Raw genomic sequence first — 13,723 nt, forward strand, 5'->3', positions numbered from 1 at the left:
CGAAAGCCATCCGGCATAGGCGTGAGCCGCACAATAATCAAGGAGCAACCATGAGCAATCACAACAGTCATCAAAATGCCGTCGATCGCCAGTTTGGTGAACAGGCCAATGCCTATCTGACCAGCGCGGTACACGCGCAGGGCAAGGATTTACAGCGTCTGAGTGCGTTACTGGCCGAGCACCCGCACGCCCGACTGCTGGATCTGGGCTGCGGTGCCGGCCATGCCAGCTTTACCGCCGCGGCGCAGGTAGCGCAGGTGGTGGCTTATGATTTGTCGGCGCAAATGCTGGAGGTGGTCACTCGAGCCGCCGACGAAAAAGGGTTGCAAAACGTGCAGGTGCAGCAGGGTATGGCGGAGGCGCTGCCGTTTGCCGACGCCAGTTTTGAGCTGGTGATCAGCCGTTATTCGGCACACCATTGGCACGATGTTGGTCAGGCGTTGCGTGAAGTGAAACGGGTATTGAAACCGGGCGGCACGGCGATTTTCATGGACGTGGTCTCACCGGGACACCCACTGCTGGATATCTATCTGCAAACCGTGGAAGCACTGCGTGATACGTCGCACGTACACAATTACGCGCCGGGAGAGTGGCTGCGTTTATTGACCGAAGCCGGGCTGGTGATTGATGCGGCAACCAGCGATCGGCTGGCGTTGGCATTTGACAGCTGGGTAGCGCGTATGCGTACGCCGCAGCATTTTGTCACCGCCATTCGCGCCTACCAGCAAAGCGTTTCTGACGAGGTTAAACAGCATTTCGCCATTCAGCAGGATGGCACCTTTACCTGCGACATTATGATGCTGGTCGCCAGAAAAGCGTAATCGCTGCAAAACGCAGGGCAACCGCCAGGGTTGCCCTGCAATAACAATCGCCTGCCGGTTACTTTTTCTCTTCCAGCAGGCAACGGTAAATCAGGCCGCCAACCACGCCGCCGATCAACGGCACCAGCCAGAACACCCACAGCTGTTGCAATGCCCAGGTGCCCTGGAAGATGGCCACGCCGGTGCTGCGCGCCGGGTTGACCGAGGTATTGGTCACCGGAATACTGATCAGGTGGATCAGCGTCAGAGCCAGACCAATCGCCAGAGGCGCAAAGCCGGCAGGGGCGCGATTATCCGTGGCACCATGAATGACAATCAGGAAGAAGGCGGTCAGCACCAATTCAATCACGATGGCGGCCTGCAGAGAATAGCCGCCCGGTGAATGCTCACCGTAACCGTTGGAAGCAAAACCGCCGCCGGTCACATCAAAGCCGGCCTTGCCGCTGGCAACCAGATAAAGTACCGCGGCTGCGGCAATACCGCCAATGACCTGAGCAATAACATACGGAATAACGTCTTTCGCCGGGAAGCGGCCGCCGGCAAATAAACCGACGGTAACGGCCGGGTTAAAATGCCCGCCGGAAATATGCCCTACGGCATACGCCATGGTTACCACGGTAAGACCGAAAGCGAGAGCGACACCGGCAAAACCAATGCCCAACTCAGGAAAAGCCGCGGCTAATACTGCGCTGCCACAACCACCAAACACCAACCAAAATGTGCCAAAAAATTCGGCAAAAAGTCGCTTTGACATAGACTCCATCCTACTGGATAAACTAACGGGCGTTAGCACTAAAAACTATAGAACACCTTTTTTATTTATTGCAGGTATCTTGAGAACTTTCTTAGTGCACCTGTGATTAGGGCGGTTATTAAATCCCTGTCGCCTTATTTTGTCCATGTGAAATGCGTTATTTTCATAATCTGGCGACTCATTGCGGTATTTTTTGCCAATCGGATCGGAATATTGCGCACGCGGCGAATTTAAAATGAGCAGGTGAAAAACGCGAATGGAAGAAGATTAAAAATGCCATATGATTTTACCGTTCGATATTTAGTGGTTAATTGCTTATTTCTATTTGCCATTGGTTTGTTTTCAGTTATTTCAGTAGATTAAGCAACGCTGTCATCAAAACGTCATTTCTGATAATTACCCTGACAGCCGGCCGATCCTTTCCCATTACCGAGCTTAACTATCATGAGAAGAAAAACGCTTTTCCTGTTGTTGTCTGCGCTGTTCCCGCTGGCTGCCGGCGCGACAGAGATCGAGGTTGCGCGTTACGCCGTCAGTTTTCCCGCTGGCGAGCGCGTCAGTTACGCAGGAGCATTTACCAGCAACTTTCCACAGGGGCTGCCGGTTGGCGTTGGCTCCGGGCTGGTATTCAACGGCAGGCAGGGGAATGTGCTGCAATTGACTACCGTCACCGATCGTGGTCCGAATGCCGATGCGCCGACGGTGGGCAAGCAGGAAGCGAAAATCTTTGCCGCGCCGCAGTTTACGCCATTACTGATGGATATCCGCATCAGCGACGGTCAGGCGGTGGCCGGCAATGCGCGGCCGTTGCATGACGGCCAGGGGCCGATCGTCGGATTGCCGTTGCCGGCGGGCCTTATCGGCTCAACCAATGAGGTGGCGTTGAACGACCGGCTACAGACGCTGCCGAGCGATAAGCGCGGGCTGGATACCGAAGGCATCACGCCGGATGGTCATGGCGGCTATTGGTTATGCGATGAATACGGTCCGTTCCTGATCCACGTCGACAATAAAGGCAAGATTTTGGCCAAGTACGGTCCGCAGCCGCAACAGGGCGAGCAGGCGATAGCCGCTGGACTGCCGAATATTCTTAAATGGCGTCAGCCGAACCGCGGCTTCGAGGGCATTACGCGTCTGCCGGACGGCCGAATTCTGGCGGCGGTGCAGAGCACCCTCGACGTCGACGGCAAAACCAAAAATACGGCGCAGTTTACCCGTCTGGTGAGCGTTGACCCGGCCAGTGGCAAGACCGCGCAATATGGCTATCCGATTGATATCGATAGCTATAAAAAAGCCAAAGACGCCAAAATTGGCGATATCGTGGCGCTAGATAACCAGCGTATTTTGCTTATCGAGCAAGGTAGCGACAAAAACAAGCAGATGATCAACAAGATATATCTGGTTGATTTACGTCAGGCCAGCGATTTGACGGCGTTCGATGGCCAGGGTAAAGCGCTGGAATATGATGATGCCAAAGCGTTGGCCAGCCGCGGCGTGCAGCTGGCACAGAAACGCGAAGTGGCCGATCTGCGCAAGCTGGGCTGGCAGCAGGAAAAAGTGGAAGGTCTGGCGCTGATCGACCCTCGCACGCTGGCGGTGATCAATGACAATGATTTCGGCTTGCAGGCCAGGCTGGTGGATGCACAACCGAAGGCCAACAAGGTAGGCGATTACCAACGGAATGCGCAGGGCGGTCTGATGCTGGACGGCAAGGTGGTGCCGACGCGTATTGAACTGTTGCCGCTGGAAAAACCGCAATCGTTGAGCGAGCTGTGGGTACTGACGTTACCACAGCCGTTGATCTAGTCGCTCGGCAGTAACCACAGGCTCCGAATGGAGCCTGTGGTCATTTGCGACGCTGCAGGCGGTCAGGCGTGAGCAGCATGTGGCGTGCGTCGGCGAGAAATGCTTTCCCAGATGGCGACTGCGAGCATTATCAGCGTGGTTAATCCATTGACCATCAACAGATCGGTCAGGTAGGCCAGCGGCGTCAGCACGACTAACGCCAGGATGCCTACCAGGTGCGACAGCGGGAAACGCCGATACACCAGCCGTTTGTATAGCCCGTTAGCGAACAGATAGACTGCCGGCCCGAGCAGCAGAACGGCGGCGGTAACCGAGGTAATACCTCCGTCGGGATGGGCGATAACCAGCTCGTTGGCGACGGCGCAAATGATGATAGCCCCAACCAACGCCACATGCACATAGTGGAAGTAGGCGCCTAGTTGGCCAGGATTTTCCGACTGACTGATGGCATGACTGCCGGCTTTGCTGCTGGTATCGAAATACACCCACCACATTGCCAGACTGCCGATAAACGCTACCAGCGATGCAATCAGGGTTGGCGCACTCCAGATGTCCATTTCGCTCAGCGTGGAGCCGGTAATCAGAATGGTTTCACCCAACGCGACAATCACAAACAGCTGACAGCGTTCGGCCAGGTGGTGGCCTTCAATCGTCCATTCACTGCCGCTGTCCGAGCGGCCGAGCAGCGGCAGGCGGAAGCCAAACATCGGCGAGATGTATTCGCACAATACGGCGATGGCCCATAGCAGCAGACGGGTACTGCCTTCGCTGAATCCCCCGGCCAGCCAGAAAAGCGCCGAAATGATCAGCCAGCCGAGTATGCGCTGGAAGTTTTTGCGTAACGCGTGCTGTTTCAGCAGCGCCAGCACCGCCAGCGTACGGCCCACCTGCAGCGTGATGTAGCAACCGGCAAATATCAGCCCACGCTCGCCAAACGCTTGCGGCAATGCGGAGGCGACAAAAAGCCCCAGTAGCATGATGGTAAATAACAGCAGGCGGATCTGGCGAGTATCCGGATTGAACCAGTTGGTGACCCAGGCGGTGTATTGCCATGCCAGCCAGATGGCAAACCACAGCAACAGGGTTTGCAGCGCGCCTGTCAGCGTCAGGTGATGCAACAAGTAGTGAGAGAGTTGCGTTACGGCAAATACATAGATCAGATCGAACAGCAGTTCGGAAAATGAAACCGAAGCGCCCTGGCCATTTCGTTCGCGCAGCAGGTTGGGGGTCATAAGTATCCCTGTTAAATGATAACCGTCAAAACAAGACTAGCTCAGATTTTTTTGTCCGGAGAACAAACCTGTTGCGGCACAATAAACGGTATCGACAGACATCGTGCTGTTATTTAAATAAAATTCCCCTCGCTACTGATGTGAATCTTTGACGGTAATCACCAGGTCATAATCACACGTACTTTCTCCTTATTTTACTCACAAAGATTGATGTTCTTTACGTTGCATGACGTCCGCTTTCACTGCTTGGCCAATAATTAACAACGTGATGTTAACAATAACCAACAATATTCGGAGTCCGTCATGAAACTTTATCCTTACATCGCAGCCGCCGTTATGGCAACCGCTTCATTTTCTTCTCTGGCCGCCACGCAGGTGGGTCACGATCGGGCCGCCAATCTGCAGAGCATCGGCGTGGTCTCGGTTTCCGGCATTGCCGGCTCCCCGGACGATGCCGTCAGTGCGCTGAAATCAAAAGCCACCGAACAGGGCGCCTCGTATTACCGTATTATCGGTTTGGATAATCCTGGTGATTCCAGCAGTTGGCGCGGTAATGCCGTTATTTACCGTTAACAACATCGATAATAAAAACATGGTCGCCAAGAAGGCGGCCATTTTTTTGCCGTTGCATTTTATTACAACTGTGTCTGCCGCTTTCGGAATTATGTTAACGATCTCGTTGGCATTTATGCGCACATTGGGAATCCCTAACGCAGGAGTCTCCAATGATAAACGCGACACGGTTACAACTGAAAAATCACTTTGCCTATCTACAGCAGTTTGTGGCGTCCCCACGCACCGTTGGCACGCTGGCACCGTCTTCCCCCTGGCTTTGCCAGGCGATGCTGAACCAGATTGAATGGACCCGTGCGTTGACCATTGCAGAATTGGGCGCGGCTGATGGCGTGCTGACCAAACGAATTCTCGGGCGCATACGCGCCGATGCCGACGTGGATGCCTATGAAATTCAGCCCAACTTTGTGCACCAGCTGCGGCAGATCGATGCGCCGCGCCTGCGGGTGATGGCACAATCGGCAGAACGGCTGGAGCGCGATTATGACGTTATTTTTTCATGTCTGCCGCTGTTGTCGATGCCGCTTAAAATCAGCATGCGCATCTTGCAGCAGGCGCAGGAACGGCTGCGAACCCGCGATGGGACGCTGGTGTTGTTCCAGTACAGCCATTTGTCGGAAAAATTGCTGTCGCGTTATTTTCATTGGAAAAAGCAGCGGGTGGTGCGTAACTTCCCTCCTGCGCTGGTCTATGTCTGCACCCCACGTTAGAGGCGCTTTTCCATTACCACCACCTGGTCGCCGTACTGTTGACGGCGTTCAATGGTGCGCCAGCCCCAGGCGGCGTACAGCGCTTCGCATTTATCGGTGAGCAGGTGCAATAGCGGATGGCCCCCGCGCTGCGCCAACTCAAGCACCGCCTGCTCAAGCCGCCGGGCGATACCCTGTCGGCGGTGATCGGGATGAACGAACACCCCGGCCAGCCACGGCGTGAGATCGCGGCGGTGATGGTCGTCGCTTGGCCACAGGCTGGCCATGGCCAGCGGGCGCTGCTCGTCTATCATCATTAGCGTGAAATGGTCTGCGCTGGACTGGCTGCACAGGGCGTAGCGCTGACGCGCGCCTTCCAGCGAGCCGCCGCGTTGACTGCCCCATTGACCAAAAGCCCAGGCGGCGCAAACATCGGCATACTGTGGATAATCACTGAGAAATACGATTTGTTGGCTCATCTTTCCTCCAGAGTCACTTATCGCCATTTAGCCGTTTTTCAGCGCGCCGCGCGACCGTTTTTTTTACTTTATAAAGCACATTTTTCCCGCGTTATCGCCGTTTTGCGGCTAAAACGGGGAAATTACGCTGTTTCACTGCGCAGAACCTTATTGTGATTGAATACGATAATGAGAGTGATTATCATGCGCAAACCTTTTGCCGTTTTGTTGCCCCCCATGCGTAAATTCCCCGCTTTGCTGGTACTTTCTCTGTTTTTCGTCGTGTTTTCGCTGCAGGCGAAGACGGTCACCGACATGCTTGGCCGCACGGTGACGGTGCCGGACAACCCGCAGCGCATCGTGCTGGGGGAGAGCCGTATGCTGTATACGCTGGCGCTGCTGGAGCCAGGTAATCCGGCGCAGCGCATCGTCGGCTGGCCGCAGGATCTGGCGCGCTATGATGCGCAAAGCTGGCAGATTTACAGTCAGGCCTTTCCGCAAATCAAGACCATACCGGTCATCGGCGCGGGCAATTTCCGTCAGATAAATGCCGAAAACCTGATCCCGCTACGGCCGGATCTGGTGATTCTGGCGCGCTATGCCCGTGAAGACGGCGATCGGCAGTCGCTGGTCAATGCGTTAAGCAAGGCGGGGATCCCGGTCATTTATATCGATTTGCGTATCGACCTGTTGCACAACACGGTGCCAAGCGTGCGTCTGCTGGGTGAAGTGCTGAATCGACAACGGCGCGCCGCGGATTTCATCGCCTTTTATCAACAGCATATGGCGGTGGTGCGCGACCGGCTGGCGGCTTATTCCGGCACGAAACCCAAAGTGATGTTGCACCTGCACCTTGGCCGGCGTGAAACCTGCTGCACGACGGCCGCTCATGGCAACCTGGGGGATTTGGTCACCTTTGCCGGCGGCGACAATATTGCCAACGCCAGCATCAAGGGGGTTTATGGCGAACTGAACCCGGAAACCGCGCTGACCGCCAACCCTGACGTCTATATCGCCACCGGTATGGCTGGGGCGCAGGGCAAACGCTATTCCGACCTGCTGCTTGGGCCGCAGATGACTCAGCGGCAGGCCGATGACAGTTTTCGCCGGCTGATCGATCAACAGCCGCTGCTGGCCCAGCTCGGCGCGGTAAAAAACCTGCATGCCTGGAGCCTCTGGCACAATTTCTATCTCAGCCCCTACCATGTGGTGGCGGTTGAAATGCTCGCCAAAGCGTTTTATCCGGATCTGTTTGCCGACATCAACCCGCAACAGACCTTCCAACAGCTGTATCAGCAATTCTTGCCAATACCATTTTCAGGGACCTATTGGAGTCAGTTAACTCGTGAATAATAACAAATACATTCGCCGTATTAATACGAAGCGAATGATGTGGAGCGCCTGCGTGCTACCGCTAGCGGCTGGCGTCAGCGTTGCCCGTGCGGCCGAAACCACCGCCGACAAGCAGGAAAATATCGTGGTGGTCGGTACCCGTTCGGTTAACGGCGTTGAAAGCTATCAACCGCTGACCAGCGTGACTGGCACCCGCAGCGAAACCAGCCTGCTCAACGTGCCGCAGGCGGTGGACGTGGTGCCAAAGCAGGTGCTGGTCGATCAGGCGGTCGGCAGTCTGGATGAGGCGTTGTACAACGTCAGCGGCATTACCCAGACCAACACGCTGGGCGGCACCCAGGACGCGGTGATGAAGCGCGGCTTCGGCGATAACCGCGACGGCTCGATCTTGCGCGACGGTGTGCGATCGATCCAGGCACGCAACTTCACGCCGACCACCGAACGGGTCGAAGTGCTCAAGGGGCCGGCGTCGATGCTGTACGGCATGGGCGAACCCGGCGGGATGATCAACATGATCGGCAAAAAGCCGCAGTTGCAGCAACATACTCACGTTGAGGGCTGGGGCAGCAGCTTCAATGGCGGCGGCGGGCAACTGGACGTGACCGGGCCGCTCGGCACCTCCGGCTTTGCCTACCGGATGATTGTCGATCACGACGAAACGGACTACTGGCGCAACTTTGGCCGCAATCGCCAGACGGTGATTGCGCCATCGTTGATGTGGTACGGCGAAAACACCACCGTGCGGTTGGCGTATGAGCATATGGAATACCTGACGCCGTTCGATCGGGGCACCATTATCGATTCGCGCACCGGTAAACCGGTAAACACCCCGCGTGATCGTCGCTTTGATGAAAGCTACAACGCCACGCGCGGCGATCAGGACAGCGTCACCCTGCAAATCGAGCAGGTGCTGAACGAGCGCTGGAAAAGCGCCTTCACGTATGCCTATAACCGCAACAGCTACAGCGATAATCAGGCGCGCGCCACCGCGCTGAACCCGGAAACCGGCGCGTTGACGCGTCAGGCCGACGCTACCGCCGATGCGGTCAGCCATGCCAATGCGCTGCAATTGACCCTGAACGGCGACGTTGACTGGGGCCATGTCAACCATCAACTGCTGTTCGGCTTTGATTTTGAAGACAGTCGCACCTACCGTGGCGATATGATTCGCGGCAGCAAGAACAGCGATTTCAATATTTATAATCCGGTTTATGGCCAAATGCCGGCGTCCACCGCCGTCAGCGCCAAGGACAGCGATCAACGCGAGAATATCACCAGTTACGGCTGGTTCATGCAGGATTCCATCCAACTGACCGACAAATGGTTGGTGATGGGCGGACTGCGTTACGACAGCTTCGACGTCTTCGCCGGCAAAGGGCGGCCGTTTGTTACCAATACCGACAGTTCGGACAGCAAGCTGGTACCGCGCGGCGGCGTGGTCTACAAAGTGACGCCGTACCTATCGCTATACGGCAGCTACACCGAGTCGTTCAAACCCAACTCCTCTATCGCTACGCAGATTGGCTCTTTGCCGCCGGAGCAGGGCAAAGCCTGGGAAGTGGGCAGCAAGGTCGAGTTACCCAATGGCATTACCGGAACGCTGGCGCTGTTCGACATCACCAAACGCAACGTGATGGTCAGCCAACTGGTGGACGGTGAAACCGTTACCCGCACCGCCGGGCGCGTGCGCTCGCAGGGCGTGGAGCTGGACGTAGCCGGCAATATCAGCGAAAACCTCAGCGTGATCGGTTCATATGCCTATACCGATGCGCGGGTGGTGGACGATCCGGACAACAAAGGCAAGGAAATGACCAATGTGGCACGCCATACCGCCTCACTGTTCCTGACGCAGAACCTGGGCTCTCCGGGGTTGTACAGCGGCGATCAGATGCGTATCGGCGCTGGCGCGCGCTACGTTGGCCGTCGGCCAGGCGATGCTGCCAACAGCTTCTATCTGGATCATTACACGGTGGCTGATGCGTTTGCCGCCTATACCATGCCGGTGAACGGTTATCGGGTGAAATGGCAACTCAACGTCAAGAACCTGTTCGATAAAACCTATTATCCTTCCAGCGGTGGCGACCTGCGCATCGCCGTGGGGGAGCCACGCGAAGTGGTACTGCGCGCCAGCGTCGACTTTTAACCCCGGCCACTGGCCGCTGCGGCGGCCGGTTTCTGCCGCGGGATAAATCTGGTTAAATAGCCGGCCGCAGCGTTAAAGGAGCCACCATGAGCCTGAACATCCGACTCGCGCAGTCGTCAGATATCGCGCAACTGATCGCCGTTGAACGCTCGGCGGCCACGCTGTTTCGCCAATTGCCGCAGTGGGCATTTATTGCCGACGCCGAAGGCATGCCGGCGGAGCGACACGCCGAGTTTATTGCTCGCCAGCATCAATGGTTGGCGCAAGACGGTGCGCAGATCGTGGGATTTGTCGCCGTCCAGCCGCATGACGCCAACTGGCATATCGCCGAGTTGTCGGTGGCCGCGGCACATCAGCGGCGCGGGATAGGACGTCAGTTGCTGACCCATCTGATCGACCAGGCGCGGCTGGCCGGGGTGACCCAGCTGACGCTGACCACGTTCCGCACCGTGCCGTGGAACGCGCCGTATTACCGTTCGCTAGGTTTCGAGATCCTGGCGACGCATGAGCTATCCGAGGCATTGCGCAGTCAGATGGCGGGTGAAGCCGAGCACGGTTTGCCGCTGGGCAGCCGTTGTGCCATGAAATTTACACTATCGTAAAGATTGAAATACATGACGTTGGCGGTATGATGCAGCAACAACGCCTTCGTGAACATGACGCGCCATAGCCTGCGCGCGTAACAGATACAATCAACGTCACCGGACAAGGGACACCCATAATGACACAAACCATTTTCATGGTAGGCGCTCGTGGAGCCGGTAAAACCACCGTTGGGCGGGCACTGGCGCAGGCGCTGGGCTTTGGCTTTATCGATACCGATCTGTTTATGCAACAGGCTGCGCAGATGAGCGTGGCGGAAATGGTCGAGCAGGAGGGTTGGCTGGGCTTTCGCCGCCGTGAAACCATCGCGCTGCAGGATGTTACTCAGCCGTCAACCATTGTTGCCACCGGTGGCGGTGCGATCCTGGCGGAGGAGAACCGCCGCTTTATGCAGCAGCATGGCACGGTGATCTATCTGCGCTCCCCGGCCAGGGTATTGGCACAGCGGCTGGAGGGATCCCCCGACGATACCCAGCGACCGACTTTGACCGGTCGGCCGATTGCCGAAGAAATGTTGGAGGTGCTGGCGGCGCGTGAAGCGCTTTACCAGGATGCGGCACATCACGTGCTCGACGGTACTGGCGATCCGCAACAGGTGGTAGCGCAAATTCTCGGCGTACTGCAACGGGAAACGGTTAAGTAACCGCGCTGGGTGTCTCAACGAAAGTACATGCCCGGCGTCACGCCAAAGCGTTGGCGAAACGCCGCGATATAGGCGCTGACATTGTCATAGCCGACATCGGCGGCCACCGCAGCGATCGGTTCGCCGCGCGACAGGGCTTCCAGCGAACGAATCACCCGCGCCTGCTGTCGCCAGCGGGCAAAGCCAATGCCGGTCTGCGTGACAAACAGACGACTCAGGTTACGCACGCTCAGTCCGGCCCAACTGGCCCATTCATCCTGTCGGCGCGCATTGGCCGGATCGTCAAGCAGCGCCCGGGCGATTTTCAGCAGCCGGGCATCCTGCGGTAACGGCAGTTGCAGCGCTTGCTGCTGCTCCCCCTGCATTTCATCGAACAGTACCTGCAACATGCGCCGCTGTGCGCCGGTCAGCGTAGCGACCGGGAAACCGGCGATGCGCTCCACCAGCGCCTGTACCAGCGTACTGGCCTGTATCAGCTGTGGCCGTGGTGGCAATTTGCCGCACAGCGCCAGCGGTAGGTAAAGACTCCAGCCCGCCACGTTGCCGCAGGCTTGCGCCTGATGTCGGCACTGTGGTGGCAGCCAGCCGATGCTGCCGCTGGTCATCGCCCATTGCTGACGTTCGGTTTCCATCGCCATCATACCTTGGGTCAGCAGGTAAATTTGCCCGTGCGGATGCTGATGCCACGGCGTCAGGTGTTGCTTGGGATGCAGTAAACGTTCGCTGTGTAATTGCATTTTTTTGGCCGTTTAACGTTATATTTGGTCCTGCTGTGGTTATTATGCCAGCCGCCGTCGGGGGTATGATCGGTGGCTTAACCCAGTCTAACGGAGTATGCCATGAATACCTCTACCCCTTCAGAAATCGTGGTTCGCGCTTTGCAGCAGGTGGTTGCCAGCCCGGAACATCACCCTGCGGTTATTGCCGACTTTTTCAGCCAGGACTACCAGCAGCAGGTGGATGGCCATACCTTGGATTATGCGCAGTTCGTGCAGCATATGGCGTTGCTGAAGCAGCAGACGCGCAGTATGCGGCTAAACGTGTTGGCGCTGGCGGAACAGGGCGAAACGGTGCTGACCCACCACCGGGTGGTGGTGGAGAAATGCGATGGCCGCCGCTGCGAGGTGCAGGTGTTGGCCCATTTTACGCTCCGTGCCGGACGCATCGTGCGCTGCGACGAGCTGACACATTTGCTGTCGGGCGATAGCGCCGATCGCGACTTGGGGGGGCGCCACTGACTGACGCAACGCGGTGATTGTCTATACTTAACGACAGGTTAATCACACAGGAGAGCGATATGCCACAGAAACCTCCCTATCCGAGACAAGCTCGTATCGTTGCGATCGACAAGGGCGAGCAGGGCAGTCAGGTTCGCTGGTATGAATTGCGTGCGGATTTTCCAAAGCCCGATACGCTGATCAGTGAGCATGAGACGGAACAGGAAGCCAAAGATGCCAAACGGCGTTACGAGGATAAAGCATTAGGCGAATAAGTCGCCTGCTGTTTTGCAGAACCGGCATTTGCCGGTTCATTTTATTGCTTGGCTAACGCAATAAATCAGTACGATCCTCTGCTTATATCGCTTATCAGCGCATATCCCCAGCTATCCAGTCGCAATATTTGCGCGATCTTTGATGAATTTTATTTTCAGCAGCATCATTCGCTATAAATCAACTGCGCGGAAAATAACAAACTGCTTGACGATAAACTGTGCGAGTTTTAGTTTTCTAATTATCGAACAGGAACCAGGTTCCATATAGTGGAACAGGAAGCGCAATGACGACGTTAGAAAATGCCGCAGCGGTACTAAAACTGTTTTCTCGACAGCACATGACGCATGGCCAGCCGGGCATTTCTTTCAGCGACGTCGTCCAACAGCTGGCATTACCAAAAAGTACCGTTTCTCGGCTGCTGCAAACCATGGAAAACCAGGGGATGCTTGAGCGTGATGCGCAAAACCGCATGTATAAAATCGGCCGGCTGTTACTGACGGTAAGCAGTCATTACCTGTCGACGCCGATGGTCGACAACGCTGCGGCTGGTATGGTGCAGCTCAGTGGCTTGACCAGCTGTACCGGCTATATTTCGATGCTGGACGGCAGCGAAATCGTCGTGATGCGCGTATTTCCCGGGCGGCACTTTTTGCAGGTGGTGACGCCGGTCGGCAGCCGCTCGCCGGCGGCGGAAACCTCGGTTGGCCGGGCGCTGCTGGCGCGTGAAGACGACGCTCAGGTGGCCGAGCGCTTTGCCGCCGGCTATCGGGTGGCGTCGCCCAATGCGCCACAAACGCTGGCGGCACTGCTGCAAAAATTAGCGCAGATCCGCCAGCAAGGCTGGTCGTTGGCGCGTAATGAAACCTTGCAGGGCATTAGCTCGCTGGCGACCACGGTGACCAACAAGCATCGCAGCGAAACCGTCGGGCTGTGTTTGTCTTTCCCGACCCAGAGCGTCGAACAGCCATTCGCCGCCGAGGTATTATTAGAATTAATGACCGTTTCACGGCAATTGGCAGAAAAGCTCGGTGATGATTATTGGCGTCAGATCCCATAGCGCGTCGAGTAGGCCTTTTTCCGTTACCCTAAATCATTGGCGCCAATACCAGGGAATTTGCCAACGATTTAATGATTAAAATAATACGTATATTTGTT

At 56.5% G+C, this 13,723-nt stretch carries 15 protein-coding genes; 11 read left to right on the top strand and 4 right to left on the bottom strand.

Annotated elements, in window-relative coordinates; all coding sequences use genetic code 11:
- The first annotated feature begins 50 nt into the window (after positions 1-50).
- Positions 51-821, top strand: a complete 771-nt coding sequence (locus ACCC84_RS14370; protein ID WP_004954793.1) for a class I SAM-dependent methyltransferase — start codon at positions 51-53, stop codon at positions 819-821.
- 58 nt (positions 822-879) lie between these two features.
- Here the strand turns inward: ACCC84_RS14370 and aqpZ are convergent, their stop codons facing one another.
- Complete coding sequence (gene aqpZ / locus ACCC84_RS14375) at positions 880-1,575, bottom strand: aquaporin Z (RefSeq protein ID WP_039991068.1); 696 nt, start codon at positions 1,573-1,575, stop codon at positions 880-882.
- A gap of 444 nt (positions 1,576-2,019) precedes the next feature.
- Between aqpZ and ACCC84_RS14380 the strand changes: the two genes are divergently transcribed.
- A complete protein-coding gene (locus ACCC84_RS14380; protein WP_273868841.1) occupies positions 2,020-3,381 on the top strand; it encodes an esterase-like activity of phytase family protein in 1,362 nt (453 codons plus the stop codon).
- A 62-nt stretch (positions 3,382-3,443) separates the two neighbouring features.
- On the opposite strand, the gene ACCC84_RS14385 is transcribed toward ACCC84_RS14380, so the two are convergent.
- Positions 3,444-4,613: a low temperature requirement protein A gene (locus ACCC84_RS14385; protein WP_273868843.1), complete on the bottom strand. Its 1,170-nt coding sequence runs from the start codon at positions 4,611-4,613 to the stop codon at positions 3,444-3,446.
- A gap of 303 nt (positions 4,614-4,916) precedes the next feature.
- Between ACCC84_RS14385 and ACCC84_RS14390 the strand changes: the two genes are divergently transcribed.
- Together ACCC84_RS14390 and ACCC84_RS14395 are read left to right on the top strand one after the other, a co-directional pair.
- Positions 4,917-5,186 carry a YdgH/BhsA/McbA-like domain containing protein gene (locus ACCC84_RS14390; protein ID WP_004954782.1) on the top strand — a complete coding sequence of 90 codons (270 nt, stop codon included), beginning with the start codon at positions 4,917-4,919 and terminating at the stop codon, positions 5,184-5,186.
- Between the two features lie 152 nt (positions 5,187-5,338).
- On the top strand, positions 5,339-5,896 hold the full coding sequence (locus tag ACCC84_RS14395; RefSeq protein ID WP_004954779.1) for a class I SAM-dependent methyltransferase: 558 nt from the start codon (positions 5,339-5,341) through the stop codon (positions 5,894-5,896).
- Here the strand turns inward: ACCC84_RS14395 and ACCC84_RS14400 are convergent.
- Positions 5,893-6,354 carry a GNAT family N-acetyltransferase gene (locus ACCC84_RS14400; protein ID WP_039991066.1) on the bottom strand — a complete coding sequence of 154 codons (462 nt, stop codon included), beginning with the start codon at positions 6,352-6,354 and terminating at the stop codon, positions 5,893-5,895. The genes ACCC84_RS14395 and ACCC84_RS14400 overlap by 4 nt on opposite strands.
- A gap of 216 nt (positions 6,355-6,570) precedes the next feature.
- On the opposite strand from ACCC84_RS14400, the gene ACCC84_RS14405 reads away from it, so the two are divergent.
- The 4 genes from ACCC84_RS14405 (at position 6,571) to aroL (ending at position 11,075) form a co-directional block, all read left to right on the top strand.
- A complete protein-coding gene (locus tag ACCC84_RS14405) occupies positions 6,571-7,686 on the top strand; it encodes an ABC transporter substrate-binding protein (RefSeq protein ID WP_039992408.1) in 1,116 nt (371 codons plus the stop codon).
- A 34-nt stretch (positions 7,687-7,720) separates the two neighbouring features.
- Positions 7,721-9,829, top strand: coding sequence for a TonB-dependent siderophore receptor (locus tag ACCC84_RS14410; protein ID WP_004954771.1), 2,109 nt, complete (start codon positions 7,721-7,723; stop codon positions 9,827-9,829).
- Positions 9,830-9,915: 86 nt separating this feature from the next.
- Positions 9,916-10,431 carry a GNAT family N-acetyltransferase gene (locus tag ACCC84_RS14415; RefSeq protein WP_371902016.1) on the top strand — a complete coding sequence of 172 codons (516 nt, stop codon included), beginning with the start codon at positions 9,916-9,918 and terminating at the stop codon, positions 10,429-10,431.
- Positions 10,432-10,550: 119 nt separating this feature from the next.
- Positions 10,551-11,075: a shikimate kinase AroL gene (gene aroL, locus ACCC84_RS14420; protein WP_004954764.1), complete on the top strand. Its 525-nt coding sequence runs from the start codon at positions 10,551-10,553 to the stop codon at positions 11,073-11,075.
- A 14-nt stretch (positions 11,076-11,089) separates the two neighbouring features.
- On the opposite strand, the gene ACCC84_RS14425 is transcribed toward aroL, so the two are convergent.
- The gene (locus ACCC84_RS14425) at positions 11,090-11,812 is read right to left on the bottom strand and encodes an AraC family transcriptional regulator (protein ID WP_198773377.1); all 723 of its coding nucleotides are present in this window, start codon (positions 11,810-11,812) and stop codon (positions 11,090-11,092) included.
- A gap of 102 nt (positions 11,813-11,914) precedes the next feature.
- On the opposite strand from ACCC84_RS14425, the gene ACCC84_RS14430 reads away from it, so the two are divergent.
- From ACCC84_RS14430 to ACCC84_RS14440, 3 genes are all read left to right on the top strand, one after another.
- Complete coding sequence (locus ACCC84_RS14430) at positions 11,915-12,313, top strand: nuclear transport factor 2 family protein (RefSeq protein ID WP_004954757.1); 399 nt, start codon at positions 11,915-11,917, stop codon at positions 12,311-12,313.
- Positions 12,314-12,372: 59 nt separating this feature from the next.
- Positions 12,373-12,567: a YaiA family protein gene (locus tag ACCC84_RS14435; RefSeq protein ID WP_039991064.1), complete on the top strand. Its 195-nt coding sequence runs from the start codon at positions 12,373-12,375 to the stop codon at positions 12,565-12,567.
- A 284-nt stretch (positions 12,568-12,851) separates the two neighbouring features.
- Positions 12,852-13,625, top strand: coding sequence for an IclR family transcriptional regulator (locus ACCC84_RS14440; protein WP_004954752.1), 774 nt, complete (start codon positions 12,852-12,854; stop codon positions 13,623-13,625).
- Positions 13,626-13,723 lie beyond the last annotated feature (98 nt).

The organism is Serratia odorifera (assembly GCF_041448735.1).
Classification (GTDB): domain Bacteria; phylum Pseudomonadota; class Gammaproteobacteria; order Enterobacterales; family Enterobacteriaceae; genus Serratia_F; species Serratia_F odorifera.

What these genes read in the sequence shown, in the direction of transcription:
- ACCC84_RS14430 (WP_004954757.1), top strand. Translation starts at nt 11,915, where the DNA reads ATGAATACCTCTACCCCTTCAGAAATCGTGGTTCGCGCTTTGCAGCAG.
- aqpZ (WP_039991068.1), bottom strand. Translation starts at nt 1,575, where the DNA reads ATGTCAAAGCGACTTTTTGCCGAATTTTTTGGCACATTTTGGTTGGTG.
- ACCC84_RS14435 (WP_039991064.1), top strand. Translation starts at nt 12,373, where the DNA reads ATGCCACAGAAACCTCCCTATCCGAGACAAGCTCGTATCGTTGCGATC.
- ACCC84_RS14380 (WP_273868841.1), top strand. Translation starts at nt 2,020, where the DNA reads ATGAGAAGAAAAACGCTTTTCCTGTTGTTGTCTGCGCTGTTCCCGCTG.
- ACCC84_RS14425 (WP_198773377.1), bottom strand. Translation starts at nt 11,812, where the DNA reads ATGCAATTACACAGCGAACGTTTACTGCATCCCAAGCAACACCTGACG.
- ACCC84_RS14405 (WP_039992408.1), top strand. Translation starts at nt 6,571, where the DNA reads ATGCGTAAATTCCCCGCTTTGCTGGTACTTTCTCTGTTTTTCGTCGTG.
- ACCC84_RS14440 (WP_004954752.1), top strand. Translation starts at nt 12,852, where the DNA reads ATGACGACGTTAGAAAATGCCGCAGCGGTACTAAAACTGTTTTCTCGA.
- ACCC84_RS14400 (WP_039991066.1), bottom strand. Translation starts at nt 6,354, where the DNA reads ATGAGCCAACAAATCGTATTTCTCAGTGATTATCCACAGTATGCCGAT.
- ACCC84_RS14410 (WP_004954771.1), top strand. Translation starts at nt 7,721, where the DNA reads ATGATGTGGAGCGCCTGCGTGCTACCGCTAGCGGCTGGCGTCAGCGTT.
- ACCC84_RS14385 (WP_273868843.1), bottom strand. Translation starts at nt 4,613, where the DNA reads ATGACCCCCAACCTGCTGCGCGAACGAAATGGCCAGGGCGCTTCGGTT.
- ACCC84_RS14390 (WP_004954782.1), top strand. Translation starts at nt 4,917, where the DNA reads ATGAAACTTTATCCTTACATCGCAGCCGCCGTTATGGCAACCGCTTCA.
- ACCC84_RS14395 (WP_004954779.1), top strand. Translation starts at nt 5,339, where the DNA reads ATGATAAACGCGACACGGTTACAACTGAAAAATCACTTTGCCTATCTA.
- ACCC84_RS14415 (WP_371902016.1), top strand. Translation starts at nt 9,916, where the DNA reads ATGAGCCTGAACATCCGACTCGCGCAGTCGTCAGATATCGCGCAACTG.
- ACCC84_RS14370 (WP_004954793.1), top strand. Translation starts at nt 51, where the DNA reads ATGAGCAATCACAACAGTCATCAAAATGCCGTCGATCGCCAGTTTGGT.
- aroL (WP_004954764.1), top strand. Translation starts at nt 10,551, where the DNA reads ATGACACAAACCATTTTCATGGTAGGCGCTCGTGGAGCCGGTAAAACC.